The 25,710-nt window shown below is 64.1% G+C and carries 21 protein-coding genes and 1 pseudogene; 9 read left to right on the top strand and 13 right to left on the bottom strand.

The features are described 5' to 3' along the window. Positions 1-29: 29 nt before the first annotated feature. The 6 genes from HWX32_RS03820 to gdhA form a co-directional block, all read right to left on the bottom strand. Entirely contained in the window at positions 30-551 is a 522-nt protein-coding gene (locus HWX32_RS03820) for a flavin reductase family protein (protein WP_175934770.1), read from the bottom strand. Between the two features lie 59 nt (positions 552-610). Further along, positions 611-1,432, bottom strand: coding sequence for a bifunctional DNA-formamidopyrimidine glycosylase/DNA-(apurinic or apyrimidinic site) lyase (gene mutM / locus HWX32_RS03815; protein ID WP_175934769.1), 822 nt, complete (start codon positions 1,430-1,432; stop codon positions 611-613). After that, positions 1,425-2,183 (bottom strand): ribonuclease III, encoded by a 759-nt coding sequence (gene rnc, locus HWX32_RS03810; protein WP_175934768.1) that lies wholly within the window; start codon positions 2,181-2,183, stop codon positions 1,425-1,427. The genes mutM and rnc overlap by 8 nt, the downstream gene beginning before the upstream one ends. Next, positions 2,180-2,716, bottom strand: coding sequence for a DUF177 domain-containing protein (locus tag HWX32_RS03805; protein ID WP_075469378.1), 537 nt, complete (start codon positions 2,714-2,716; stop codon positions 2,180-2,182). Before HWX32_RS03805 ends, rnc begins: the two co-directional genes overlap by 4 nt. 110 nt (positions 2,717-2,826) lie before the next feature. Beyond that, positions 2,827-3,570 carry a DivIVA domain-containing protein gene (locus HWX32_RS03800; protein WP_175934767.1) on the bottom strand — a complete coding sequence of 248 codons (744 nt, stop codon included), beginning with the start codon at positions 3,568-3,570 and terminating at the stop codon, positions 2,827-2,829. A 50-nt stretch (positions 3,571-3,620) separates the two neighbouring features. Further along, positions 3,621-4,967 (bottom strand): NADP-specific glutamate dehydrogenase, encoded by a 1,347-nt coding sequence (gene gdhA, locus HWX32_RS03795; protein ID WP_075469376.1) that lies wholly within the window; start codon positions 4,965-4,967, stop codon positions 3,621-3,623. Positions 4,968-5,066: 99 nt separating this feature from the next. Between gdhA and HWX32_RS03790 the strand changes: the two genes are divergently transcribed. Beyond that, on the top strand, positions 5,067-6,218 hold the full coding sequence (locus tag HWX32_RS03790; RefSeq protein ID WP_175934766.1) for a glycerate kinase: 1,152 nt from the start codon (positions 5,067-5,069) through the stop codon (positions 6,216-6,218). Here the strand turns inward: HWX32_RS03790 and HWX32_RS03785 are convergent. Next, complete coding sequence (locus HWX32_RS03785; RefSeq protein ID WP_075469374.1) at positions 6,188-6,577, bottom strand: hypothetical protein; 390 nt, start codon at positions 6,575-6,577, stop codon at positions 6,188-6,190. The genes HWX32_RS03790 and HWX32_RS03785 overlap by 31 nt on opposite strands. Before the next feature lie 33 nt (positions 6,578-6,610). Here HWX32_RS03785 and HWX32_RS03780 point away from each other — a divergent pair, with 33 nt between their 5' ends. The 3 genes from HWX32_RS03780 to HWX32_RS03770 all read left to right on the top strand — a co-directional run bounded on the left by HWX32_RS03780 (position 6,611) and on the right by HWX32_RS03770 (position 11,720). Continuing rightward, positions 6,611-7,942, top strand: a complete 1,332-nt coding sequence (locus tag HWX32_RS03780; RefSeq protein ID WP_175934765.1) for a DUF4921 family protein — start codon at positions 6,611-6,613, stop codon at positions 7,940-7,942. 44 nt (positions 7,943-7,986) lie between these two features. Continuing rightward, positions 7,987-9,240, top strand: coding sequence for an amidohydrolase (locus tag HWX32_RS03775; RefSeq protein ID WP_175934764.1), 1,254 nt, complete (start codon positions 7,987-7,989; stop codon positions 9,238-9,240). 86 nt (positions 9,241-9,326) lie between these two features. Then, a complete protein-coding gene (locus HWX32_RS03770) occupies positions 9,327-11,720 on the top strand; it encodes a glycogen/starch/alpha-glucan phosphorylase (protein ID WP_175934763.1) in 2,394 nt (797 codons plus the stop codon). An 87-nt stretch (positions 11,721-11,807) separates the two neighbouring features. Here HWX32_RS03770 and HWX32_RS03765 read toward each other — a convergent pair whose 3' ends face one another. Genes HWX32_RS03765 through HWX32_RS03755 form a run of 3 tightly spaced genes read right to left on the bottom strand, consistent with a single transcriptional unit; the run spans position 11,808 to position 15,351 of the window. After that, positions 11,808-13,844 carry a TRAP transporter permease gene (locus HWX32_RS03765; protein ID WP_175934762.1) on the bottom strand — a complete coding sequence of 679 codons (2,037 nt, stop codon included), beginning with the start codon at positions 13,842-13,844 and terminating at the stop codon, positions 11,808-11,810. Positions 13,845-13,863: 19 nt separating this feature from the next. Then, complete coding sequence (locus HWX32_RS03760; protein WP_175934761.1) at positions 13,864-14,361, bottom strand: DUF1850 domain-containing protein; 498 nt, start codon at positions 14,359-14,361, stop codon at positions 13,864-13,866. Positions 14,362-14,364: 3 nt separating this feature from the next. Continuing rightward, positions 14,365-15,351, bottom strand: coding sequence for a TAXI family TRAP transporter solute-binding subunit (locus HWX32_RS03755; protein WP_175934760.1), 987 nt, complete (start codon positions 15,349-15,351; stop codon positions 14,365-14,367). Between the two features lie 164 nt (positions 15,352-15,515). Between HWX32_RS03755 and HWX32_RS03750 the strand changes: the two genes are divergently transcribed. From HWX32_RS03750 to HWX32_RS03730, 5 genes and pseudogenes are all read left to right on the top strand, one after another. After that, positions 15,516-17,357, top strand: a complete 1,842-nt coding sequence (locus tag HWX32_RS03750) for a chorismate-binding protein (RefSeq protein WP_175934759.1) — start codon at positions 15,516-15,518, stop codon at positions 17,355-17,357. Then, positions 17,350-18,072 carry an aminotransferase class IV gene (locus HWX32_RS03745; RefSeq protein WP_175934758.1) on the top strand — a complete coding sequence of 241 codons (723 nt, stop codon included), beginning with the start codon at positions 17,350-17,352 and terminating at the stop codon, positions 18,070-18,072. Before HWX32_RS03750 ends, HWX32_RS03745 begins: the two co-directional genes overlap by 8 nt. A gap of 25 nt (positions 18,073-18,097) precedes the next feature. Next, positions 18,098-18,257, top strand: a pseudogene (locus HWX32_RS03740) (alkane 1-monooxygenase); the annotation flags it as partial. An 82-nt stretch (positions 18,258-18,339) separates the two neighbouring features. Further along, positions 18,340-18,699, top strand: a complete 360-nt coding sequence (locus tag HWX32_RS03735) for a helix-turn-helix transcriptional regulator (protein ID WP_070828718.1) — start codon at positions 18,340-18,342, stop codon at positions 18,697-18,699. Further along, entirely contained in the window at positions 18,696-20,588 is a 1,893-nt protein-coding gene (locus HWX32_RS03730) for a cation-translocating P-type ATPase (protein ID WP_175934757.1), read from the top strand. The genes HWX32_RS03735 and HWX32_RS03730 overlap by 4 nt, the downstream gene beginning before the upstream one ends. A 20-nt stretch (positions 20,589-20,608) precedes the next feature. Here the strand turns inward: HWX32_RS03730 and HWX32_RS03725 are convergent, their stop codons facing one another. The 3 genes from HWX32_RS03725 to lgt all read right to left on the bottom strand — a co-directional run bounded on the left by HWX32_RS03725 (position 20,609) and on the right by lgt (position 25,693). Beyond that, on the bottom strand, positions 20,609-23,014 hold the full coding sequence (locus tag HWX32_RS03725; RefSeq protein WP_175934756.1) for an excinuclease ABC subunit UvrA: 2,406 nt from the start codon (positions 23,012-23,014) through the stop codon (positions 20,609-20,611). Between the two features lie 223 nt (positions 23,015-23,237). After that, positions 23,238-24,665: a pyruvate kinase gene (gene pyk / locus HWX32_RS03720; protein WP_175934755.1), complete on the bottom strand. Its 1,428-nt coding sequence runs from the start codon at positions 24,663-24,665 to the stop codon at positions 23,238-23,240. Positions 24,666-24,721: 56 nt separating this feature from the next. Continuing rightward, on the bottom strand, positions 24,722-25,693 hold the full coding sequence (gene lgt / locus HWX32_RS03715; protein WP_175934754.1) for a prolipoprotein diacylglyceryl transferase: 972 nt from the start codon (positions 25,691-25,693) through the stop codon (positions 24,722-24,724). Between the last annotated feature and the right edge of the window lie 17 nt (positions 25,694-25,710).

Here is a 25,710-nt window from a genome sequence, read left to right as displayed (position 1 = left end):
TCTAGCCCCGCCTCCGACGCGGCGCGCACCTAGGGCGCGTTGAGGCCCGGCGCGCAGGGTTTCCCCTGGCGCATGGCGCCGTGCGTGCCGAATTCGCGCTGCCAGTACAAAAGTGGGCAGTTGCTGCCGGTCTCGGCCGCGGTGACGCTGACGAGCAGCAGGCAGTGGTCGCCGCCCGGCACGATACTGTGCACCCTGCCTGCGATCCAGGTGTGGTTGCCCGCGAGTTTCGGCGCGCCGTCGGCCATCGCCCAATCCACGCCCTTGAAACGGTCGAGACCCTTGGTGGCGAAGCGCTGCGCCAGCGTGTCCTGCTCGGTGGAGAGCACATTGACGCCTATCGACGACTCCGGGGAAATCCGCGACAACAACGACGAGCGCCTGTCCAGTGACACGAGCACCATCGGCGGGTCGAGCGAAAGCGACATGAACGCGCTCACCGTCGTGCCGTGCGGCTCCTCGGCCGTGCCGGTGGTCACGATGGACACCGCCGACGCCAACTGGGACATCGCGTCCTTGAACGCGTCGCGGTCGACGAATTGCTCTGCCATGGCAACACACCGTACCCCTTTCGCCGCCCCGCCCGGCGCAGCGCGGCGCCGCCAGCGGCCTAGTTCACCTGGCATACCGGGCAGAAGAAGCTTGAGCGCCCGTTGACCACCACGCGCTCAATCGGGGTGTTACAACGTGAGCATGGCTTGCCGGCCTGACCGTAGGCCTCGAGCGAGCGCGAAAAGTATCCCGATGAGCCGTTGACGTTCACATACAACGAGTCGAAGCTCGTCCCGCCCTGCTCCAGCGAGCGGGCCATCACGTCCCGGGAGGCGGAAAGCACCGCCTCCGCGTCGCGTTGGCGCATCGTACGCGCGGTACGCCACGGCTTGAGTTCGGCAGCCCACATTGCCTCGTCGGCGTAGATGGAACCGATGCCGGAAACCACTTCTTGGTTCAGCAGCACCGTCTTCAGCTTCGAGTTCTTCTTCCGCATCAGCCGCGCCGTGGCCTGTAAGTCGAAGGCGTCCTCGAAGGGATCCGGCGCGATGTGCAGCGCAGGCTCCGGTATACCGCCGACGAGTTGGGTGTACTGCCAGAAGCCGAAGGTGCGCTGGTCCACAAAGTTTAAGTCCACGTCGCCCATCGCGGCGCGGATGCGCAGGTGTGGGGATTGGTTGGTGCCGGGAGCGTCGATAAGCATCTGCCCGCTCATGCGCAGGTGCACGAGCAGCGCGGCACCGTCGCTTAGCTGGAGCCACAAGTATTTGCCGCGGCGGCCGGTGCCGGTGACCGAAAGGCCCGGAAGCACCTGCTCTATGTCCACGGTGTTGCCGCGGGCAGCACGCGGGTGCAGCACGTGCACCTCGCCGAACGTGCGGCCAACCACGTGGCGCTCAAGGCCGCGGCGCACCACCTCAACTTCGGGCAGCTCAGGCATTGCCAAACCGGGCGGTATCGCGCAAGTAGAGCACCGCCTGGTGCGCAGCTTCCTGCTCCGCGAGTTTCTTGTTCGGGCCGGTGCCTTTGCCTCGCACCTCTCCGCCGATGAGTACCTCGGCGCTAAACGTCTGCTCGTGCTCCGGTCCGGTGGCCTCCGCGCGGTACTCCGCCACCGGCAGCTTCAGCTCGGCCACGCGCACCTGCAGCGCAGTCTTCCAGTCCTGGTGCTTCGGGTTTACGGTGGCATTCTTTAGTTTTTCGTCGAAAAGCTTGAGCACCACATCCCGCGCCGGCTCAAAGCCGTACTCGAGGTAGATCGCGCCGAAAAGTGCCTCCGTGGTGTCCGCCAGGATGGACTCTTTCGCACGCCCGCCGGTGTGTTCCTCGCCCTTGCCGATGAGCATGTGGGGGCCGAGGTCGATCTCGCGGGCGATGTCCGCCAGCCCGTAGCGCGACACGATGGCAGCGCGCATCGGCGACAGGTCTGACTCCGGGCGCGATGGGTACAGCTCGAAGAGCTTCGTGGCCACGGACAAGCCCAGCACGGCGTCGCCCACAAACTCCAGGCGCTCGTTGTTCGGCAGGTGGTTGTGCTCGTTCGCGAACGAGCGGTGCGTTAGTGCGAGCTTTAGTGTCTCGCGCGGCAGGCTCACACCCAAGCGCTCCAAAAGGGGGGCGTGGTCAACGGCGCTAAACGCCTGCTCCCACGCCTCGTCCGCATTTATCTTTGGCTTGCGGGAACGGCTCACAAAAACTTCTCCAGCCCAGCCCAGCGCGGGTCGATCAAGTCATTGTCTTCCCCCGAGATCCCGTCCGGTGCGGGCACGTCGGTGTCACCCGCGCACTCTGGCTCGCAGGTGGGGTTAAACGGCCAGGTTAAACCAGCCTCGTCCACAAAGGCCTGCTCCAAGTCCACCGTATCTTCCTCAACGCGGTACACCTCGTCGCCCGACCCCTGGTCTTCGTCCACCTCAGGGTCACCGGTGATGAAGTCGTCCGAGGCGGCGAAAACGGCCGTCGCACGAATCGTCTCGGTTGGGGTGAGCTCCTTCAAGCATCTCACGCACTGGCCCTCGAGCTGAGCCGTGGCCGTCGCGTCCACCATCACGCCGTTACCCAGCGGAATCAAGGTGGCCTCCACCTCAACCTCGCGGCCTTGTGGGATGGCGATCATCTCCGGCCCGATCCGCGAGGGCGACGGCCCCACCTGGGTCACCGTGACCGGAAGACCGTCCCCGCCGAGCACGTCGGCGACATCAAACACGAAAGGATTGTTAGACATAGCCCCATAAGACTACAACGAAACCCCGCCGGCATCGGTGCCGAGCGGGGCCGCGTGAAAGTGCTCGAAGCTTGAGGCGGTTCTAGTAGTCCCTCTCTAGTAGTCCCCCTCTAGTAGTCCTGGCCCGCCGATTCGCCCGAGCGCTGGCGCGGCGTGTAGCCCGCACCAGAGATACCTGCGCCGCGGCGCAGCGCCGCGCGGTCGGACGAAACGGTACGCAGCACGGACTTCATGGTGTCCTCGAACTCCGAGAGCTTGGAGTCCACGTATTCATCGCACTCGGAGCGCAGGCGAGCCGAATCCGCGTGCGCCTGTTCCACCAGGCGGTGCGCTTCCTCATCGGCGCGGCGCATGACCTCGGACTCGGACACCAGGCGCTCCTGCTTGGCCAGGCCCTGCTCCACGGAGCGCTGGTACTCTTCGTTGCCCGATTCAACCAGGTTGTCCGCCTCGCGCTGCGCGTTGGTCACGGTGGTTTCCGCAACCATCTGCGCCTGGGTGATCATGTTGCGCGACTCTTCCTCAGCGTTCGAGACGAGCTGGGTTGCGCGCGCCTGCGCGTCGGAAAGCATGCTCTCCGACTCGTTGTGCGCATCGGTGACAATTCGACGCGAGTCTTCCTCCGCGCCACCCACAAGCTGGTCCGCCCGGTCCTGGGCGCCACGCAGGATCTCGTCCTGCTTATCCAGCACATCCTGCGCATCGTCCAGATCGACGGGCAGGGCGTTACGCAAATCGTCGAGAAGCGCGAGCATCTCGTTTCGGGGGACCATGCAGTTGGCGGTCATCGGGACGCCGTAGGCCTGCTCTACGGTCTGAACAAGTTCGTCGAGGGCTTCGAAAACGCGGTACATACGCCCCACAGTACGTCACTATGGGGCCCGAGACCGCGCGACGCGCTGTTTTAAATCACGCCCTGCGCAAGCATCGCGTCCGCGACCTTCTTAAACCCGGCGATATTCGCGCCCACAACGTAGTCGCCCTCGTGGTCGTACTCGGCCGCGGTCTCCGCCGAGACCTTGAAAATGTTGGACATGATCTTGTGCAGACGCTCGTCGGTGTACTCGAAGGTCCACTTGTCGCGCGAGGCGTTCTGCTGCATCTCCAGCGCGGAGGTGGCCACGCCACCAGCGTTGGCGGCCTTGCCCGGGCCGAAGTTGATCTTTTCCTCGCGGAACACCTCGATCGCCTCGGCCGTCGAAGGCATGTTGGCACCCTCCGCCACGTAGCGCACACCATTGCCCACCAGGGCGCGGGCATGATCGGCGTTCAGCTCGTTCTGCGTGGCGCACGGCAGCGCGACATCCGCCTTCAAGTCCCAGATAGAGCCGTCGGTGTGCAGCGTCGCGCCGGTTGCTTCCTCCACATAGGAGGACACGCGCCCGCGACGCACTTCCTTGATGTCGCGCAACAGCTCCACGTCCACACCGTTCGGGGTCTCCACCCAGCCGGAAGAATCGGAGAAACCAACAACCGTGGCTCCGAGCTCCTGCGCCTTTTGGATCGCGTAGATGGCAACGTTGCCAGAGCCGGAGACGATCACCTTCGCCCCCGAGAGCTCCTCGCCCTTGGCCTTCATCATTTCCTGGGTGAAGTACACGCTTCCATAGCCGGTCGCCTCAGTACGCGCGAGCGAACCGCCCCATTCCAGGCCCTTGCCGGTAAGCACGCCGGATTCGTGCTGGTTGGCAAGGCGGCGGTACTGGCCGAACAAGAAGCCAATCTCACGTCCGCCGACACCGATGTCGCCGGCGGGCACGTCGCGGTACTCGCCGATGTGGCGCCACAGCTCCGTCATGAAAGACTGGCAAAAACGCATGACCTCGCCCTCGGAGCGGCCCTTCGGGTCGAAGTCGGAGCCGCCCTTGCCGCCGCCGATGGGCAGGCCGGTCAGCGAGTTTTTGAAGATCTGCTCGAAGCCCAAGAACTTGATCACGCCGAGGTTCACGCTCGGGTGGAAGCGCAGGCCGCCCTTGTACGGGCCGAGCGCGGAGTTGAACTGCACTCGGAATCCGCGGTTGACGCGGATGTTGTTGTCGTCGTCCATCCAGGGCACACGGAAGATGATCTGGCGCTCCGGCTCACAGAGGCGCTCGATCAAGCCGTAGTCGGCGTAGTGCGGGTCCTTGCCCAGCACGATCTTCAGCGAGTCGAGGACCTCGGCCACCGCCTGGTGGAATTCCGGCTCACCTGCGTTGCGCTTCAGCAGCTTGTCGTAGTAGCCAGCCACTTCCTGTTCGATGGACGTCATGACCAAATCCTCCCAATACCTATCGGAGTATCGAATTTTGAACGGACGTAATGCTACACCACATTCACCGCAGCGCAGCATATAGCTACACTTCGATTCATGACTCACCCGGACAATCTGCCCTTCACTTCCGATGTCGAAGCCCCATCGCCGAAGGTGGTCGTCGCCCCGGACTCTTTCAAGGGCACCGCCCGCGCCGAACAGGCCGCTGAATGGCTGGGCGAGGGAGTACGCAGCATCATCCGCGACGCGCAGGTTGTGCTCACCCCGATGGCCGATGGCGGCGAAGGCACTTCCGCCCTGTTCGACGGTGAGCGCATTTGCTTGCCGACGGTGGACGCCGCCGGCCGCCTCACCGAAGCCGAGTACACGTACCATGCCGGCTCGCAGACCGCGTTCATCGACGTCTCTGCCGCGACCGGCCTGCCCGCGGTGGAGAAGAACCCGGTGCCGCTTACCGGCGACACCTACGGCACCGGCGTGCTCATCGCGGACGCCGAGACCCGCGGGGCCACGCGCATCGTGCTTGGGCTCGGCGGGACTGCGACTGTTGACGGTGGCACGGGCATCCTCGTCGCCTTGGGCGTCAACCCGCTGGACGAGGGGGGCTACCAGCTCAGGCCCGGCGGCGGCTCCCTGGAGCGTCTCGGCTCATTCGACACCGCGAAGGTGAACGTGCCCGCAGGTGCCGTGGAGTGGGTGCTACTCACCGACACCACCGCACCGGCCACCGGCCCCACCGGTGCGGCCGAAGTGTTCGGCCCGCAGAAGGGCGCCAGTGAAGAAGACGTCGCGCTCCTCGACCGGGGTCTTGCGCGCCTGTGCGAATTCGCGGACGTGGACCCGGACACGCCTGGCCTCGGCGCGGCGGGCGGCGTGGGCATCGGCATCACCTGGCTGTCCACCATGCTCCACGGCGACCCCAGCCACGTGCACATCCTGCCCGGCGCGCAGGTGGTGGCCGAATCCAACGGGTTTCTGGAAGCCGCAGACGGCGCGGCGCTGGTGATCACGGGCGAGGGTGCCTACGACGGCCAGACGGCTACCGGCAAGGTGCCGGCCGTGGTGGCGAGGGCCGCCGAGGCCGCTGGCGCCGCATTCGCCGTAGCTGCCGGCCGCTTTGATACCGAACCGCCCGAGGGCACCATCGCGGTAACGCTTAAGGAAGCGGACTCCACCCGCGAGCAACTCATCCGCGCGGGCGCGGAGATCGCCGTGGCCTACCTGAACACCTCGACTACCCAGGGGTAGATCGCGGGCAGCTCAAAGCGCTCTTCCTGTTCCAGCTGCGCGGGATCTCGCGGCAGGTCCGCCTTTGGCGTGAGGATGCGCGAGAGCCCCATAGCGAGCGAGTTCAGGCTGCGCGCGCCCTCAACGTCAGCACGCAAACGGTGCACAACGGCATCGTCGGCAGGTTCGCCGCGGTTCTGCTCGTATGTTGTTCGCAGCTGGGCCTCAATGGAGTCGTCGATAAGCTCCGGCTCCATCCTCACACTGCCGGCGGTGAGCATGTCCCTGCGCACCAGGATGTCTAGCGCGCGCTGGAACGCGTCGCGGACCTCGTCTGCCTTTTCCGGGGGAACCAGGATGTCGAACTGGATGGTTGCCATGAGCTCAAGGCTATCGCGAGTACCCTTGCTGCCATGTTCAACCCTGTGCACTCGTACCAGGTAGCGCTTCGGACCATGGCGGACGGGACGCTGAAGCAAATCAACCCGTTTTCCGGCACTGAGGTGTGGACGGTGCCTGGACGGGGAAACCGCCCCTTATCCGCGGCACCGGCTGCGCCCGCTCCGCTCCTGCCCGGCGCGGAGACCGACACGTGCAACTTCTGCGAGGACCGTAAGCTGCGCACCCCGCCGGAAAAGTCGCGGCTGGTGGCGCACGAGGACGGCTCGTTTGAGATCCTGCGCGACCTCCTCCCGGAGGAACTCGAGCACACCCGGCCCGAGTTTCGGCGCGTGCCGAACCTGTTTGAGATCGTCTCCTACGACTACTGGCGCAAGAACTACGGCTACGAAATGCCGCGGGCGCGCCGGGAACACATGGAGCGCTACCTGGCGGAACCTGAGGGGCGGCAGCACGTGCTGGACACGGTGCGCACCCGCCTTTCCGCTGCAGGCCAGCCCGCGAACCTACCGGAAGAAGAGCTGCTTAACATCGCCCCGGCGTACTTCGGCGGTGGGCACGATGTGATCATCGCGCGTAGGCACTTTCTCGACGGCGCCGATAACGCCTCCCAGCTTGCGGGCTCTGGCACCTTGAGCCCGGACGAGCATTACCGCTTCATCGCTTTTACTATCGACGCGCTGGAGGATCTCGTGCGCCAGCACCTGTACTCGCGCTACGTGGTGGTGTTTCAAAACTGGCTCTCCCCCGCCGGCGCGTCCTTCGAGCACTTGCACAAGCAGCTTGTTGCTATCGACGAGCGCGGCGTGAACGCCGAGACGGAAACCTCGAAGTTGCGCCAGAACCAAAACTTGTACAACGACTGGGGCATTAACCACGCGTTCTACCAAAACTTGGTGATTGCGGAGAACGAGCACGCCATCCTGGTGGCGGGCGTTGGCCACCGCTACCCCACGATGACGGTGTATTCGAAGTCGCGCCAGTCCCACCCCTGGGACCACTCGCCGGAGGAGGTGCGCGCCGTCTCCGACCTTTTGCACGCAGCGCACGCGGCCACTGGCGCGGAGGTGGCCACGAACGAGGAGTGGCACTACCGCCCCATCGACCTAGACGTGCCGATGCCGTGGCGCGTGAACCTGAAGTGGCGCATTTCCACCCTCGCCGGTTTCGAAGGCGGGACCCAGATCTACGTGAACACCCTGACCCCCTTCGACATGCGCAACCGGGCGACGGATAACCTGCGCCGCCTGCGCGCCGAGGGGAAAATCGCGGACGGAATCGCGATTGCGCAGGAATGCAAGCCCGAGCCGAATAAGCTGCGCTACAACCCCAACTTGGATCGGTAATTTACTCGCAGACCAACAAAGAGGTAAAGGAGAACTAAAAAGCAATGACCGACATCAAGGCGCTCATTGAGGGCTACCAGATCGACGAGGATTGGCAGCGCGGCTTCTACGAGTGGATGCACGCCAACCCGGAGCTTTCCATGCGCGAGGACGAAACCTACGCAAAGATCGTTGAAGAGCTCGAGCGCTTCGACTGCGAGGTAGTTGCCCCGATCGGCTCGCACGGCATCTGCGCGGTGTTTGAAAACGGCGAGGGACCGGGCGTGCTTTACCGCGCCGATTTCGACGGCCTGCCGGTCACGGAGACCACCGGCGTGCCCTACGCGTCGACGAAGCAGGTTGTAAACGCCGAAGGGCACACGGTGGGCACCATGCACGCCTGCGGCCACGACATTCACACCACCGCGGCGCTAAGTGTGTGCGACTTCCTCAACGCGAACCGCAATGCGTGGGCGGGCACCTTCATCGCGCTGTTCCAGCCCGGCGAGGAGATCGCCCGGGGCGCGCAGGACATGGTGGACAACGGTCTGACGGAGAAGGTGCCCACCCCGGACGTAGTACTGGGCCAGCACGTCATGCCGGGCCGCGCGGGCGATGTGATGACGAAGCCGGGCCCGCAGTTTGCTGCGTGCGATTCGCTGCGCATCCGCATTCCGGGCCGCGGCGCGCACGGCTCGATGCCGCACAACTCCATCGACCCGACGTTTACAGCCGCGATGATCATCGCCCGCCTGCAGGCGATTGTGGGCCGCGAGGTGAACCCGGCTGACTTCGCGGTGGTCACCGTGGGCAGCGTTCGCGCCGGCACGGTGCACAACATCATCCCGGACTACGCGGAGCTGCAGCTCAACACCCGTTTCTACGACGACAGGGTGAAGGCCCGCGTGCTGGCCTCCATCGAGCGCGTCGCCCGCGCAGAGGTGCTCGCGTCCGGCGTGGACGGCGAGGCGGAGATTGAATACCTCGCGCACACGGAGCTGGTGGACAACGACCAGGCGGTGTACGACGCGGTGCGCGCCACCTTCGATGACGTCTTCGGCGAAGCTTCCATCACCGCAGACGCGAAGACCGTTTCTGAGGACTTCCCGGTGCTTGGCCAGGCGTTCGGCCGCCCGTACCTGTTCTGGCTCACCGGCTGCACCCCGCAGAAGCTGTGGGACGACGCGGTGGCAGCCGGCCGGGTGGACGAGGACGTGCCTGTCAACCACATGTCGAACTTCCTGCCGGAGTACGCCCCGACGATTCGCGCCGCCACGAACTCCGGCATCGCTGCGGCGTTGACGTATCTGGCAAGGTAGGCGCGACGTCGAGAAGCAATTGCTTATCGACGGTACCCTTGTGTGCCATACGCCGACCCCGACAAAAACCGAGGTGAAGGACTGCCATGACAATTCCAGCAAAGCTGCCCAACTTCAAAGATGCCGCCCCGGGCCACGTGCGGGGTTTCTCCGGCCGCGCGCCGGAGAACTCCACACAGAAGAAGTTTTGGACCGGCCTGTCCGCGGCCGTGATGGAGCAGCTCGCGGACGACTGGGACGAAACCCGCAAAGCGTATAAGGCGACGCGCCGCGCGGCGTACTTCTCCGCAGAGTTTCTGCAGGGGCGTGCGCTTTTGAACAACCTGACCAACCTCGGCCTGGTGGACCAGGCCGCGGAGGTGTCGCGCGAGTACGGCTTCGAGCTGTCGGACGTGCTGGAGTCGGAGCACGACGCCGCGCTCGGTAACGGTGGCCTGGGACGTTTGGCCGCCTGTTTCCTGGATTCGGCGGCGGCACAGGACTACCCTCTCACCGGCTACGGCCTGCTCTACCGCTACGGGCTGTTCCGCCAGGAGTTTGAGAACGGGTTCCAGCGCGAGCACCCGGACGCGTGGAAGGAGTCCTTCTACCCGTTCATCGTGCGCCGCGGATCCGAGCAGCGCCGGGTGTGCTTCGACGATATGACGGTGCGCGCGATCCCCTACGACATGCCGATCACCGGCTACGGCACCAACAACGTCGGCACGCTGCGTCTGTGGGACGCCGCGCCTGTGGCCGACTTCGACTACGACGCGTTCAACTCGCAGCGCTTCGCCGACGCCATCCTAGAGCGCGAATCGGTCCACGACATCACGCGCGTGCTCTACCCGAACGACTCCACATACGCGGGCAAGGTGCTGCGAGTGCGCCAGCAGTACTTCTTCGTCTCCGCCTCGCTGCAGGAGATGATCGACGATTACATCGACAACCACGGCGAGGACCTGCGCGACTTCCACAAGTACAACTCCATCCAGCTCAACGACACCCACCCGGTGCTGGGCATCCCGGAGCTGATGCGCCTGCTGATGGACGAGCACGGCCTGGGCTGGGACGACGCATGGCACGTGGTGACCAACACGTTCGCGTACACGAACCACACGGTGCTGCAAGAAGCGCTGGAGACCTGGGAGGAATCCATCTTCCGCCAGCTGTTCTACCGCGTCTACGAGATCGTCATGGAGATCGACCGTCGCTACCGCATCGACATGGAGGAGCGCGGCATCGCCCCGGAGACGGCGCACCACTACTCGCCGGTGCACGACGGGATGGTGCACATGGCGTGGATCGCGTGCTACGCCTCCTACTCCATCAATGGTGTGGCCGCGATCCACACCGAGATCATCAAGGACGAAACTCTCGGATTCTGGCACGATCTCAAACCCGATGTCTTCAACAACAAGACCAACGGTGTCACCCCGCGCCGCTGGCTGCGCATGTGCAACCCGCGCTTGAGCGAGCTGCTCGACCGCTTGGCAGGCAACGACGACTGGGTCACCGACCTGAACAAGCTCAAAGAGCTGCGCTCTTACGCCGACGACCCCGAGGTGCTGCGCGAGCTGCGCGAGATCAAGGCCGCCAACAAGCGGGACTTCGCCGAGTGGATCGAAGACCGCCAGGGCGCGGAGATCGACCCTGATTCGATTTTCGACACCCAGATCAAGCGCCTGCACGAGTACAAGCGCCAACTGATGAACGCGCTGTACATCCTGGACCTGTACTTCCGCATCACTCAAGACGGCGAGCGCGACATCCCGAAGCGCACCTTCATCTTCGGCGCAAAGGCGGCGCCGGGCTACGCGATGGCCAAGGGCATCATCAAACTCATCAACACCATCGGCGAGCTGGTGAACAACGACCCGGTGGCTTCCGAGTACATCCACGTTGTCTTCGTGGAGAACTACAACGTCTCCCCGGCCGAGCAGATCATCCCCGCCTCGGACGTCTCGGAGCAGATCTCCACCGCTGGCAAGGAGGCCTCGGGTACCTCGAACATGAAGTTCATGATGAACGGCGCGCTGACGCTGGGCACGATGGACGGTGCGAACGTGGAGATCGTGGACTCCGTCACCATGTCGAACGCGTACATCTTCGGCGCTCGAGTAAACGAGCTGCAGCATCTGAAGAAGACGTACGACCCCAAGCAGGTCGCAGCTGAGACCCCGGGGCTGCAGCGGGCACTCGATGCGCTTGTCGACGGCACCCTTGACGACGACGGCACCGGCGCCTTCCACGACATCCGCGCCTCGCTTCTCGACGGCTTCGGGCACGACGCGGCCGACGTGTACTACGTGCTCGGCGACTTCGCGGACTACCGCGACACCCGCGACCGCATGGCGGACGAGTACTACGCCGACCCGGACCACTGGGCGAAGATGTGCTGGATCAACATCTGCGAGACCGGCCGTTTCTCCTCCGACCGCACGATCCGCGACTACGCCAACGAGGTGTGGAAGATCGACCCGACCCCGATTCGTGGCTAAGCGCAGTTCGCGTTAACGCCATAGCCGCCGCCCACTGCTCGTGGACGGCGGCTACTTTCGTGCTGCGGCTAACGGTTGTAGCCGTAGCTAGATGTTGCGGATGGACAGCGAGCCTTCCCGGCGCGCGAGCACACATTGGACGCCGATGGCAAAGAGAGCGGCTGCCAGACCGATGAGGTCGGTCACCGTATCCGGAGACATGAGGGTAAGTGCAGCAACTGCGAACACAATCCGCATGATCGGGTTAACACGCACCATCAGGTGGCCTTCCACGGCCACCGATAGCAGGAGTACGCCCGCGATACCGGTGAGCGCCACCAAGATCGCCTCTAACGCAGAGACATCTTGGAGCAGCATCGCTGGGTTGAACACGAAGATGTACGGGATGACGTAGCCTGCGAGAGAAAGTCGCATTGACTGCACACCTGTCTTCACCGGATCTCCACCGGATAGTCCCGCTGCCGCGAAAGAAGCGAGCGACACCGGCGGAGTGATGTTTGCGAAAAGACCGAAGTAGAAGACGAACAGGTGAGCAACCAACGGTTCGACGCCCAACTGGCCAAGCGCCGGAGCCGCCATCGTGGCAGTAATGATGTACGTCGGGATCGACGGCAGCCCCATGCCCAGGATGATGCAGGCAATCATGGTGAGTGCCAGCGAAAGAAGCAGGTTGCCAGCGCCGATAGACACAATGACGTTCGACAGCTTCACACCGAAGCCCGTAAGCGTGACTACGCCGACGATGATGCCTACAGCGGCACACGCAATGGAAACCGGTACTGCCGTCTTCGCGCCGTCCGCCAGCGACTCTACGATCTCCTTTGCGCTCATGCGGGTAGCCGGGCGAATCTGGGCAACCACCAACGTGACAAAGATGGTCAGCAACGCCGAAAGCAGAATGGTTCGCCCAGTGAAGAACAGCATGTAAATGAGGAAGAGCAGCGGAATGAGGAGGTGACCGCGCTCCTTCATCACTTCCTTCACTGCAGGAAGATTGTCCTTCGAGATCCCCTTGAGTCCCTCGCGGGTTGCGCGCAGATGCACCTGGGCGATGACTCCGAGGTAGTACAGCAGCGCCGGGATGAGCGCGGCAATCGCGATATCGCGGTACGGCATGCCCAGCGTCTCAGCCATGATGAAAGCTGCCGCACCCATAATCGGCGGCAGAATTTGGCCACCAACGGAAGCTGAGGCCTCCACCGCGCCAGCGAAGACCGGTTTGTACCCAACCCGCTTCATCAACGGGATTGTGAACGCGCCTGTGGTTACCACGTTGGCAACGGCTGCACCGTTGATGGATCCAAGGAAGCCAGATGCAACAACCGCTACTTTCGCCGGACCGCCACGGCGCTGTCCGGCGAGCGCAAGAGCAACGTCGTTAAAGAACTGCCCCATACCTGATTTCTGCAGTACGGCGCCGAAGAGGACGAACAGGAAGATGTACGAAGCCGCGACGCCGATGGCCGTTCCGTAGACACCTTCAGTTGTGAGGTACAGGAAGTTAAAGGTGCTGTCCCAGTCGTAACCACGATGCCGGAATACTCCTGGTATCTGGCGGCCAAACACGGAGTACAGCAGAAACACCACGCCCAAGACTGGCAACGCCCAGCCCGAAACACGGCGCGCAGCCTCCAGCACCAAGAGCACTAGAACAGCCGCCATGATCACGTCCCACGTCGTGGGCACACCTGCGCGACGCACGATGTCTTCGTAGTTCATCACCACGTAGACGGCGGTGGCGATAGACAACAGAATGAAAATGATGTCATAGAAAGGGATCTTGTTCCGGGTCGCGTTTTTCGTGGGCGGATACAGCGCAAAACCCAGCGCGAGAATCATTGCCACGTGAACGGACCGGTGCACCAACACCGGCGGAGTACCAAAGTAGGCGGTGTACATGTGGTACAGCGAAATCGCCACTGCAACTACCGTGAGCCCTACGGTAAGCGGGCGAGACGCAAAACTGCGTAACCTCGATTCGCGGTCGAACTCCTCAAGAACGGCGTTCGAGTCGACTTCCTCGGTGTGTTGTGCTTCTACTTCCTCGGCCGGAGCGAGCTGCACCCGCGAATCTGCAGAGTCGCGGCGCTGTCCTCCGCCCGGGTGGCTAATCTTCGAAGACATGTTGTTTGCCTCTTCTTAATTAAAGTTTCGTAACCCGCGCCCGCAGAAATGTGCGTTGCGGAAGATCTTCGGCGATGACGTGTGGTTCGGCTGTCCCAGTTGGATAGACGATGAGTTTGTGGTGGGTGTCGTGGGAATGCACCCAAGAAATCTCTTCGTACCCTGTCTGCAGTTCGGAGATGTGAATCACGCCGTTTTCAACCGAGGTATTTCCTCCAATGTCGGTGGGTGCTCCGGCGCCGTAAGACTTGAGATACACATCCGTAAGCTCGAACTCATCGTCGCAGATGATGTACCTTTCGCGCCACGGAGTTTTCTCGATGGAGTGAATCCACGACAGCTCAAGAGACGACACGTCGTCTGCCGCGATATCGAGATACACCTCGCCCGTTTTCTGGTTAGAAACGACGAGATGCGGCTGCCCCTGCGAACTTGCTGCTAACCCCACCACCCCAAGCAATATGAGCAGTGCGGTGGCGGTGACTGCGGCAACTCGTCTCACGGGTCGCGAGAACATGGCTTAAAGGGCGCCTACTTCTTCGAAGTACCTGCGGGCCCCGGGGTGCAGCTCGGTTGCGATACCGTCCTCGACCGATTCGAGCGTGATCTGCTTCGCCGCGTTGTGCGCTTCGTGGATCTCGTCGAGGTTCTCGAAGAGGGCCTTGGTGATCGCATAAACCTGATCATCGTTCAAGCTCGGGGAGACAAGGAGTTGGTTGGTGATCGTCGCCGTCATCACGTCTTCTTGCTCGTCGTACGTGCCGCCCGGAATCGGGGTGTTGTCGAAGAACGGGTACTTTTTCTGCAATGCTTCGAAACCAGCACCCTCGATTGGCACGACCACGACGTCTTCGGAAGTTGCAAGGTCCATTACGGACGAGTTCGGGAGACCGGATGTGACGAATGCTGCGTCGATCTGGCCGTTCTTCATCTGGTCGATCGCGTCGGAATAAGACAAGAAGTCCTCGTCGATATCGTCATAGTTCAGTCCGTAGGCGTCGAGGATCATCTGTGCGTTGAGTTCGACACCGGAGTTCTTGTCGCCTACACCGACCCGCTTCCCCTTCAGATCATCAACCGATTTGATGCCGGATTTCTCCGTAGTGACAATCTGCACGTAGTTCGGGTACAGCGCCGTGATCGCCTTCAGGTCCGAGACGCCACCCTTGCCTTCGAAGGGACCGGTTCCTTCGATCGCCTGGCGGGTTGCATCGCCCATCGCGAAGGCAACCTCGGCGTTTTCGTCAACGAGCAGCTGGATGTTCTCTACAGATGCTCCTGTCGCTTGCACCGTAGAGTCCGCACCTAGCTCACGGTTTAACACTTGCGACATGGTGGCGCCGATCTGGTAGTAGGGACCCGAGGTTCCGCCTGCGGCAATCGTTACGAAATCAACGCTTCCATCGCCCGCACCGGCAGCAGAGTCCCCCGAGGCGCCAGTGTCTGAGCAACCTGCGAGGACAAGCGAAGCAGTCAGAAGGGTAGCTGCGATTGTACGAGTTCTCATCGTTGGAGATCCTTACCTTGTGAGACAACAACTTCAAAACCATGACCGGTTTAACTATTGAACCGTACAGTGACGCAGGTTACTTTGGCCGGAAAATTTTGTAACTTTTCGACAACCATCTGCCGTTCCCCGATACGTTGCCGCCCGGGTACCATTTCCCCACAATGATCCTGCTGCTGGACAACCACGATTCCTACACCTTCAACCTCGCGCACCTCATCGCCGAGGTTGCTTCCGCTCCCCTCGTCATTTCTGCGGATGAGGCGGGCGACCTCCCCGCACGGGTACGGGCTGGCGAGTTCAGCCATGTGGTGATCTCTCCCGGCCCGGGCACGCCCGAACGCGATGAAGACTTCGGCGCTTCCCGCCGGGTGATTGAAGCGGCAGCGGAAGCCCAGGTCCCGCTTCTCGGCGTGTGCCTAGGGCACCAAGGTCTGGCGATGCTGGCAGGTGCTCGAGTGAACCGGGCACCGCAGCCGCGCCACGGCTACGTCTCCACCATCACCCACTCGGGCGAAGGCATTTTCGCCGGGATCCCGCAGGACTTCGAGGCGGTGCGCTACCACTCCCTGCACATCGATGAAGTACCCGGCATCACCGTTCACGCGCGAAGCGAAGACGGCGTGGTCCAGGCGCTAAAGGTGGACGGGCTGCCGCAATGGGGCGTGCAGTTCCACCCGGAGTCGATACTCACGCAGCACGGCACGCAGCTCATGCGCAACTTCCTCGGCGGCTGGTGGCTCATCCACCGCGAGGTTCCCGGCGCGCTGGACTGCCAGCGTGTATTCAATGCGTTGCGGCAGGACGGCAACGACGCGTTCCTCCTTGACTCCGCCGACCCGCGTGGGCGCTACTCCATCTTGGGCGACACGGCCGGCGCGCTAAGCCGTTCCTTCAGGTTCTCGCTCGGCGACGACCCGGACATTCTGCACACGCTTGAGCGCGAGCTGGCCACGCCGATCCGAAACGCGCCCGACCTGCCGTTTACCGGCGGCGTTGTGGGCTATATCGGCTACGAGTGCGCCCAGCTCACCCTCCCCATCGAGCTGCGTCACCGCTCGCCGTACCCGGATGCATACTTCGTGCGTCCGCAATCCTTCATCGTGTACGACCACGACCAAGAAACCGCGCACCTGTGCTGCCTGGCCGGCGACGGCGCGGAAGCGCTGTTGGACAGGCTCGAGGGGGCGCTTGAGGGAGTGGGTGGAAGCGGGGACGCGTCGATAAGCAATGCCTCCTGGCGCACCCCCGACTACCTGAAGCGGATCGAGCGCGCGCAGGAGCTGCTACGCGATGGCGAAAGCTACGAGGTGTGCCTAACGGATACCTGCACAGCGCACGCCGAGGGCGAGCTGTATGGCAGGCTGCGCGCACACAACCCGGCGCCATACGCCGCGCACCTCATCTTCGACGGCGTGGAGGTGGCGAGCGCCTCCCCGGAGCGCTTCCTCACCGTGCGCGGGCGCGAGGTGGAGGCAAAGCCGATCAAGGGAACGATCGCGGCCGACCAAGACCCGGCGCTGCTGAAGGACGCGAAGACGCGCGCGGAGAACCTCATGATCGTGGACCTATTGCGCAACGACCTCTCCCGCGTCTGCGAGCCAGGCACGGTGCGGGTGCCGAAGCTCATGGCCGTCGAATCCTACGCCACCGTGCACCAGCTCGTGTCCACTATCACGGGCACGTTGCAGCCGGGCGCGACGGCGCTCGATGCGGTGCGCTCAACCTTCCCGCCCGGCTCCATGACCGGCGCGCCGAAGTTGCGCACGTGCCAGATTATTGATGCGCTTGAGACCGGCCCTCGCGGGGTGTATTCGGGCGCGCTCGGCTACTTCGGCTACGACGGGCAGGCGGATCTGTCCGTGGTGATCCGCACCGCAGTTCGCTCCGGTGGTGAGGTAACCGTCGGCGCGGGCGGGGCGATCGTGCTCGATTCGGATCCGGCGGCGGAACTTGCCGAACGCAACCTGAAGGCGCAGTCGGTGCTGGGGGCGTTCGATGCGTAGCTACGCCTGGCACGGACGCTTCGAGCTTTGTGATTTCCCCGGCGCGCCGTTCGACGTCGCCGACTCGTGGCGCCACTCGTGCGGCCGCGTAAACGGGCTAGACCTGCATCTCGAGCGCTTTTCGCGCGCGGCGGGGCCACTGCCGGCCGGCTTCGTCGACGAGATGTTGGGGCTGCTCGGCGAGGGCGAGCTGTTCCCCCGCATTGCGCTTTCGCAGGGGCTTTTGCTTCTCGACGTCCGCTCCGCCCCCTCCCCTCGCCACCAAACACACCTCACCTATGCGCAGGCGCCGGACCCGAGGACGCAGCCCGAGGTCAAAGGCCCGGACTTCGGCGCGCTGCGGGCGTACCGCAACCTGCATCAGCTCGAGGGCACCGACGACACCGCCATCGTGGACGAGCGCGGCGCGATGCTGGAGACCACCACCGGCGCACTCGTGGCGTGGGACGGCGACACGCTGTGCATCCCCGACGGCGTGTGGCTCCCGAGCGTGACACTGCACCAGGTGACGTCCCGAGCCCGTGAACTGGGCCTGCGCGTCGAGCGCCGCTTGCTCACGCCGGAGTTCGCAGCCGAGCGCCCGCTGTGGTTTCTCAACTCGCTGCACGGCATCAGCCCGGTCAGTCAGCTCCACGTTGGCCCAGACGTAGCCACTCCCCCAGCACACCCAGACGCCGAGGGGTGGCGGAACTGGTGGTGGGCCGGATTCTCCTGAGCCCTACCCTGGTCGTTGATACGCCGCCGTCATGTCCGCCGACACCCTACTCATCACCATCCCCACCGGGATGGGGGATGGACGTCAACGTGAAGATCCTGAAGAACTTCGCCACTCACGTCGCGCCCGCGTTGGGTTGGAAGCCGAACCGCGAAGGACCAGTCACCGGCTATCCCATCGACTAGTTCCTGCCGGTCGCGGGAACTGCGCGTTCCTGACAGTTCAGTAGATCTTGAACAATTCAGTAATTAATGTATAGTGCAGCAAATGCTGACTATTGCTTCGCGCCTCGACGTCATGAACCGGCTCGGCCGGGCCATGGCGGATCCGACGCGCTCCAGAATCCTGATGACCCTACTTGACGGCCCGAGCTACCCGGCCGTGCTTTCACGCGACCTGGACCTGACCCGCTCGAACGTCTCGAACCACCTGACCTGCTTGCGCGACTGCGGCATCGTCGTCGCCGAGCCGGAGGGCCGCAAGACCCGCTACGAAATCGCCGATCCGCACCTCGCGGCAGCACTCGACGCGCTGGTGAATGCGACGTTGGCTGTCGACGAAAACGCCCCCTGCATCGACCCTGAGTGCTCGGTGCCCGGCTGCGGCGAGAAGGGAGCGGACGCATGAGCTCGGCGTGTGGATGCGAACACGAACCCGCCGCGGAGATCGAAGAGCACGATCAGCCATGGTGGAAAGACCCCGAGCTGCTACTGCCGATCTTCTCCGGTGTAGCCCTCTGCATAGGCCTAGCGCTGGACTGGTCCGGGCAGGAGACGCCCGCGACGGTACTGTTCTGGGTTGGCCTGCTGCTGGGCGCATACACGTTCGCGCCTGGAGCGATCCGGAACCTTGTCACGAAGCGCAAGCTCGGCATTGGGTTGCTGATGACGATCAGCGCTGTCGGCGCGGTGATCCTCGGCTTCGTCGGAGAGGCCGCGGCGCTAGCGTTCCTGTACTCGATCGCCGAGGCACTGGAAGACAAGGCGATGGACCGGGCCCAGGGCGGACTGCGGGCACTGTTGAAGTTGGTGCCGCAGACCGCGACGGTGCTGCGCGACGGCACGGCGGTCGAGGTTGCAGCGAAGGACCTCGAGGTTGGCGAGTTGATGCTTGTGCGCCCTGGGGAGCGGATCGCCACGGACGGCATCATTCGTTCCGGACGCTCCAGTATTGACACCTCAGCGATCACCGGAGAATCCATTCCGGAGGAGGTCGCACCCGGCGACGAGGTGCCCGCGGGAGCGATCAACTCCGCTGGTGTGCTGGAGGTCGAAACGACCGCAGCTGGAACGGACAACTCGCTGACCACACTCGTGGACCTGGTCGAGCAGGCGCAGGCGGAAAAGGGCGACCGCGCCCGGATCGCCGACCGGATTGCCCGACCCCTAGTGCCCGGGGTGATGATCCTGGCGGTGCTGGTCGGCGTGATCGGCTCGCTGCTGGGCGACCCTGAGACGTGGATCACCCGTGCACTGGTGGTCCTGGTCGCAGCGTCACCGTGCGCGCTGGCAATTTCAGTGCCGCTGACGGTCGTGGCCGCGATCGGCGCGGCCAGCCAGTTTGGCGTGGTCATCAAGTCCGGCGCGGCGTTCGAGCGGCTCGGCGGCATCCGTCACCTGGCGGTGGACAAGACGGGAACCCTCACCCGCAACCAGCCCGAGGTTACCGGCGTGGTCCCGGCAGTCGGATTCGATCGGGCGCAGGTGCTTGCCTTCGCGGCGGCAGTTGAGCAGCAATCGACGCACCCCCTCGCCGCGGCGATCGCGGCAGCGGTGCCCGAAGCGCCCGCCGCCCAGGACATCAGTGAAGAAGCCGGGCACGGCATCGGCGGCACCGTCGAAGGCCGACGGGTGCTGGTGGGCAGCCCCCGGTGGATCGACGCCGGGCCACTGAAGGCAGACGTTGAGCGCATGGAGTCCGAGGGCCAAACCTGCGTCCTGGTCACCGTCGATGGCGCCCTCGCCGGGGCGATCGGGGTCCGCGACGAGCTGCGGCCCGAGGTGCCCGAAGCCGTGCAAACCCTGCACGCCAACGACGTGGAAGTGAGCATGCTCACCGGCGACAACACTCGCACTGCCCGGGCGCTGGCTGACATCGCCGGAATCGACGACGTGCGCGCCGAGCTGCGACCCGAGGACAAGGCACGCATCGTCGCCGAGCTCTCCTCCAAGACGCCGACGGCGATGATCGGCGACGGCATCAACGACGCTCCGGCGCTGGCGGGCGCGACGGTGGGCATAGCGATGGGGGCGACTGGCTCTGACGCCGCGATCGAGTCCGCTGACGTCGCCTTCACCGGCCACGACCTCCGGCTGATCCCGCAGGCACTGCAGCACGCCCGCCGAGGCAGCAGGATCATTAACCAGAACATCGTGCTGTCTCTGGCTATCATCATCGTGCTGATGCCGCTGGCGATCAGCGGCGTGCTGGGCCTGGCCGCCGTCGTGTTGGTTCACGAGGTCGCCGAAGTCATCGTGATCTTGAACGGCCTGCGGGCCGCGCAAGCGAAGCGATGAGACTCTGCAGCGGCAGAGTGTTAGGCGGACCTCGCCGCGAGCACTTGACCCGTCGCCGTGTCGCATGCCGCTAGCTCGGCTGGGGTGCCCTCGGCGATGATGTGTCCGCCCTCGGCACCAGCGCCGGGGCCCATCTCGATGATCCGGTCCGCCTGCGCGAGGACGGATAGGTCGTGTTCGACCACGATGACGGTCTGCCCGGCGTCGACAAGGCTATTGAGCTCCGTCACCAGCAGCTGCACGTCGGCGGGGTGGAGGCCGGTGGTTGGTTCGTCGAGGAGGTAGACGGTGTGCCCCCGGCGCGAATTGCGGGAGCGTTGCAGCTCGGTGGCCAGCTTGATGCGCTGCGCCTCACCGCCGGAAAGTTCCGGCGCGCCCTGACCCAGCGTGAGGTAGCCGAGACCGACTGCTTGCAGCGTTTCCACCGCGCGATGGATCTTCGGTTCGCCAGCGAATACGTCCGCTGCCTCGTCCACAGTCAACCCGAGCACTTCCGCGATGTTCAGGCCCTCCCACGTCACCTCGAGCGTCTCGTCGTTGTAACGTGCGCCATGGCAATCCGGGCAGGTGGTGTAGGAACCGGGCAAGAACACGAGCTCCACCTCGATCTTGCCGGCACCGCCGCAGGTCGGACACTGGCCCTGTTTCACGTTGTAGGAAAAGCGCGACACGGTCCACTTCCGGCGCTTCGCGTCGCCGGTGCTGGCGAAGAGTTTGCGCACGCCGTCGAAAAGTCCGGTGTACGTGGCCAAGGTAGAGCGCGGCGTACGGCCGATGGGTTTCTGGGTAATCTGCACCACCCGCGTCACCGCATCAAAGCCATCACGCTTATCGACGCCCCATCCGGCCTCCCCCTCATCGCCATCATCATCCTCCACCACGGCGGACGCCCTTTCCCGCAGCACGCCGGCGAGGACCGTGCTCACCAACGTGGACTTCCCCGAACCGGATACACCAGCCACGGCGGTGAACTGGCCGAGCCCGAACGTCACGTCAAGGCCATCGATGGAGCGCGCCCGCACACCGGTGAGGGTGAGGGTGCCGGTGGGTGAACGGGGGTCGTCGAGAAGCGAAAGCTCGCGGTTGGCTAGTGCGCGGGCTGTGGGGCTGTCGCCGCGGTAGTCGCTGGTGGGGCCGGAGTAGACGACCTCGCCGCCGCGCTCGCCGGCGAGCGGGCCCACGTCTACGAGCCAGTCCGTCTGCGCCACAAGGTCCATGTCGTGCTCCACCAACAGCACGGAGTTGCCGGCGCCGATGAAGCGGCGGCAGATATCGAGCACCGCACCGCGCTCTGCCGGGTGCAGTCCCGCGGACGGCTCATCGAGCACATAGGCAACGCCGAATAACCCGGAGCGCAGCTGGGCCGAGAGTCGGATGCGTTGCAGCTCGCCCGCAGACAGCGTCGGCGCGGGGCGGTCCAGGCTCAAGTGCGCCAGACCCAAATCGAGTGCCGACTGCAACGCCGGCAGGATCTGTTTCAGCAGCAGGTCCTCCGCTGAGCCCTTCTTTGGTTCCTGATTCGCCAGCACCTCATGGACCTTCTCCAGGGGTAGTGCCCCCAGCTCGTCGATAGGCATACCGGCGTAGGTCACCTTCAGTGCCTCCGGGTTGAGGCGACGCCCGCCGCAGGTTTCGCACACCCGCGACTCCATGTAGGAAAGGACGCGTTTGCGCAGCGTGTCGGACTCGGTCTCGGCCAGCGTGTTGGTGAGGTAGTTCGCTACCGAGCGCCACGTGCCCTGGTAGTTGCGCTGAATCTGGTCCGCACCGCGGGTCGGCTTCACCGTGACCACCGGGCGCTCCTCGGTAAACAGGATCCAGTCCCGGTCTTTCTTCGGCAGGTCCTGCCACGGCGAATCCAAGTCATAGCCGAGCTCCTGCAGAATGTCGTGGAAATTCTTGCCCGCCCACGCGCCGGGCCACGCCTGGATCGCACCATCCTCGATCGACTTGGTCGGATCCGGCACCATCGATGCCTCCGTCGGCTCATGCACCACCCCGGTGCCTTGGCACGTGGGACACATGCCCTCGGGCGTGTTCGGCGAGAACGAGTCGGAGTAAAGGCCCTTCGGGTTGTCACCGGCGCGCGAGTACAGCAACCGAATGCTGTTGGACAGCGCGGAGACCGTCCCCACCGTGGAGCGCGCCCCTCCCCCGGACGTCGACTGCTCCAGCGCTACCGTTGGGGGCAGCCCCTCCACCTGGCTCACCTGCGGGTCCACCGCAGAGCCGATTAGCCGGCGCGCGAACGGCGCTACCGACTCGAAGTAGCGCCGCTGCCCCTCCCCATGGACCGTGCCGAACGCCAGCGAGGACTTTCCCGAGCCCGACACGCCGGTTACCGCAACCAGCTTCCCACGCGGAATATCCACGTCGACGTTCTTGAGGTTGTGCAGGTGCGCATCACGAATTTCAATCCCAGACATTGCAGCCAGTGTACGTATCTCACGCGCTTTACCGGCGGCTCGCGGGTGTCGCAGCGCTGCAAGCGACCGTGTTGCTGGTGGCCTCCTGCGCCGCGCCCCCGAGATCCGCACCCCGAGATCCGCACCCCTGACTAGGGCAACCAGATTAACTGGGCCGCGGGGCACGCAGCGACACGCAAAAAGCGGGCGGAGCCGAAGCGCTGCCCGCTGGAGCACCCACAGGCTAGTGCGGGTGCCTCGTGTCCTCGCCCAACTGGTGAACGTGGATCGTGTTGGTGGAACCGGCGATTCCCGGCGGGATGCCGGCGACGACGACCATGGTGTCGCCCTCGTCGTACTCGTCCATGGCGAGCAGGTATTCGTCGACTACCTTGAGCATGTCGTCGGTGTTGTGCACCTCCGGGCAAAGGAACGTTTCGGCGCCCCAGGTCACTGCCAGCTGGGAACGCACCTGCTGGATCGGGGTGAACACCAAAATCGGCAGCTCCGGGTGTAGGCGCGCCACACGGCGGGCGGTGTCGCCAGAAGTTGTGAACGTAACGATTGCGCGCGCGTTCAAGCGGTCGGCGATGTCGTTCGCCGAGTACGAGATCACGCCACGCTTCGTGCGCGGGATGTGGTTAAGCGGAGGGACGTTGCCCATCGTCTCAGCCGAACGCACGATGCGACCCATGGTGCGCACCACGTTGTGGGGGTCCACACCAACGGACGTCTCACCGGAAAGCATCACGGCATCTGCGCCGTCGAGCACCGCGTTCGCCACATCGGAAGCCTCGGCGCGAGTCGGGCGCGAATTCTCAATCATGGAATCGAGCATTTGCGTTGCGACGATGACCGGCTTGGCATTCTCACGCGCAATCTGGATCACACGCTTCTGCACCAGCGGCACCTGCTCCAGCGGGATCTCCACACCTAGGTCGCCACGGGCAACCATCACACCGTCGAAGGCCAGGATGATGGACTCGAGCGCGTCGACTGCTTCCGGCTTCTCCAGCTTCGCAATCACGGGAACGCGGCGGCCAACCTCATCCATGATTTCGTGTACAAGGTCCACGTCCGAAGGCGAGCGCACGAACGAAAGCGCAATCGCGTCCACGCCCATGCGCACCGCGAAGCGCAGGTCTTCCTTGTCCTTCTCGCTCAATGCGGGAACCGAGATATCCATGCCGGGCAGGGACACACCCTTGTTGTTCGACACCGGGCCACCCTCGGTGACCTTGCACACGACATCGTTGCCGTCGACTTCGATGCACACGAGGCCAACCTTGCCGTCGTCGACAAGCAGGCGATCACCCGGCTTCGCGTCCTGGGCGAGGTTCTTGTAGGTGGTGGAAACACGGTCGTGCGTGCCCTCCACATCGTCGACAGTGATGCGGACCGTCTCGCCGGTCTCCCAGTACGTCTTGCCCTCGCCCTCAAAGCGTCCGAGGCGGATCTTCGGGCCCTGCAGGTCAGCGAGGATGCCAACCGCGTGGCCGGTCTCGTCCGTCGCCTCGCGCACCCACCGGTAGTTCTGCTCGTGGTCCGGGTAGTCGCCGTGTGAGAAGTTCAGGCGCGCAACATCCATGCCGTCGCGCACAAGGCCCACAATTGCGTCCTTGTTAGCTACGGCCGGGCCGAGCGTACACACAATCTTGGTTCTTCTGTCCACGTTTGCCAACCTTTACTGGGGCGTGGAAAAGCCCCGCTCTCGTCTGCGTGCTTTGTCTACGTGTCTTTCAGCGCACCACCGTACTCGCCGTGAGCGTCTTTCGCCGGGGAGGAAGCCACGGCAGCGTCGTCAAGCGCCTCGTGCTCCTCTTCGCGCAACGACTGCTGGTAGGCGGGATCAACCTCCTCCTTCGTCTCGCGGCCCTTCGGAAGGAGGAAGAAAATGATAACGGCGGTGATGAAGATCAGAGCCGACATCCAGGTGTTCACGCGCAGGCCGAGGATGGTGTTCGCCTCGTCGGCGCGCATGAACTCGATGAAGAAGCGTCCGAGTGTGTAACCCGCGACGTAGAGCCAAAAGACGCGGCCGTGGCCCATGCGGAACTTGCGGTCCGCCCAGATAATGAGGAAGAACACCGTGACATTCCACAGCGCCTCGTAGAGAAAAGTTGGGTGCACGCTGGCGATGACCTCGCCGGTGGAGCGCCCAGTCAGCGGCGCGTAATTGCCCGCCTCATCGACGCGGTAGAAGATGTCCAGCGCCCACGGCACGTCGGTGGGGCGACCGTAGAGCTCCTGGTTGAAGTAGTTTCCGAAGCGGCCGATTGCCTGTGCCAGGATGATCGTCGGGGCAATCGAATCCGCCACCGGCGCGATCGGCACCTTCTTGTGCCGCAGCAGCGCGCACACTGCCAGCGTGCCCAGTGTCACCGCGCCGATGATGCCCAAGCCACCCGCAGTGATATTGAAAGCCTGCCAGGGGTTTTTGCCCTCCCCGAAGTACTTATCCCAGTCCGTGATCACGTGGTACAGGCGCCCGCCGATGATGCCGGCGGGGATTGCCACAATCGCCGCGTCCCAGATGGTTTCCGGGTCGCCGCCACGCTCCTTGTAGCGGCGCAGCGACAGCGCCATTGCGACGATGATGCCGGTGATAATGCACAGCGCGTACGCCCGCAGTGGGAACGGGCCGATGTACCACACGCCCTGCGGCGGGGAAGGAATGTTGGCCAGGATCGTTTCTTGCACGCACAACAGTGTGCCAC

The organism is Corynebacterium sp. Marseille-P4321, from assembly GCF_903645305.1.
Taxonomy (GTDB): domain Bacteria; phylum Actinomycetota; class Actinomycetes; order Mycobacteriales; family Mycobacteriaceae; genus Corynebacterium.
The sequence above is the reverse complement of the archived record's forward strand: the minus strand, read 5'-3'. Positions and strand labels throughout refer to the sequence as shown.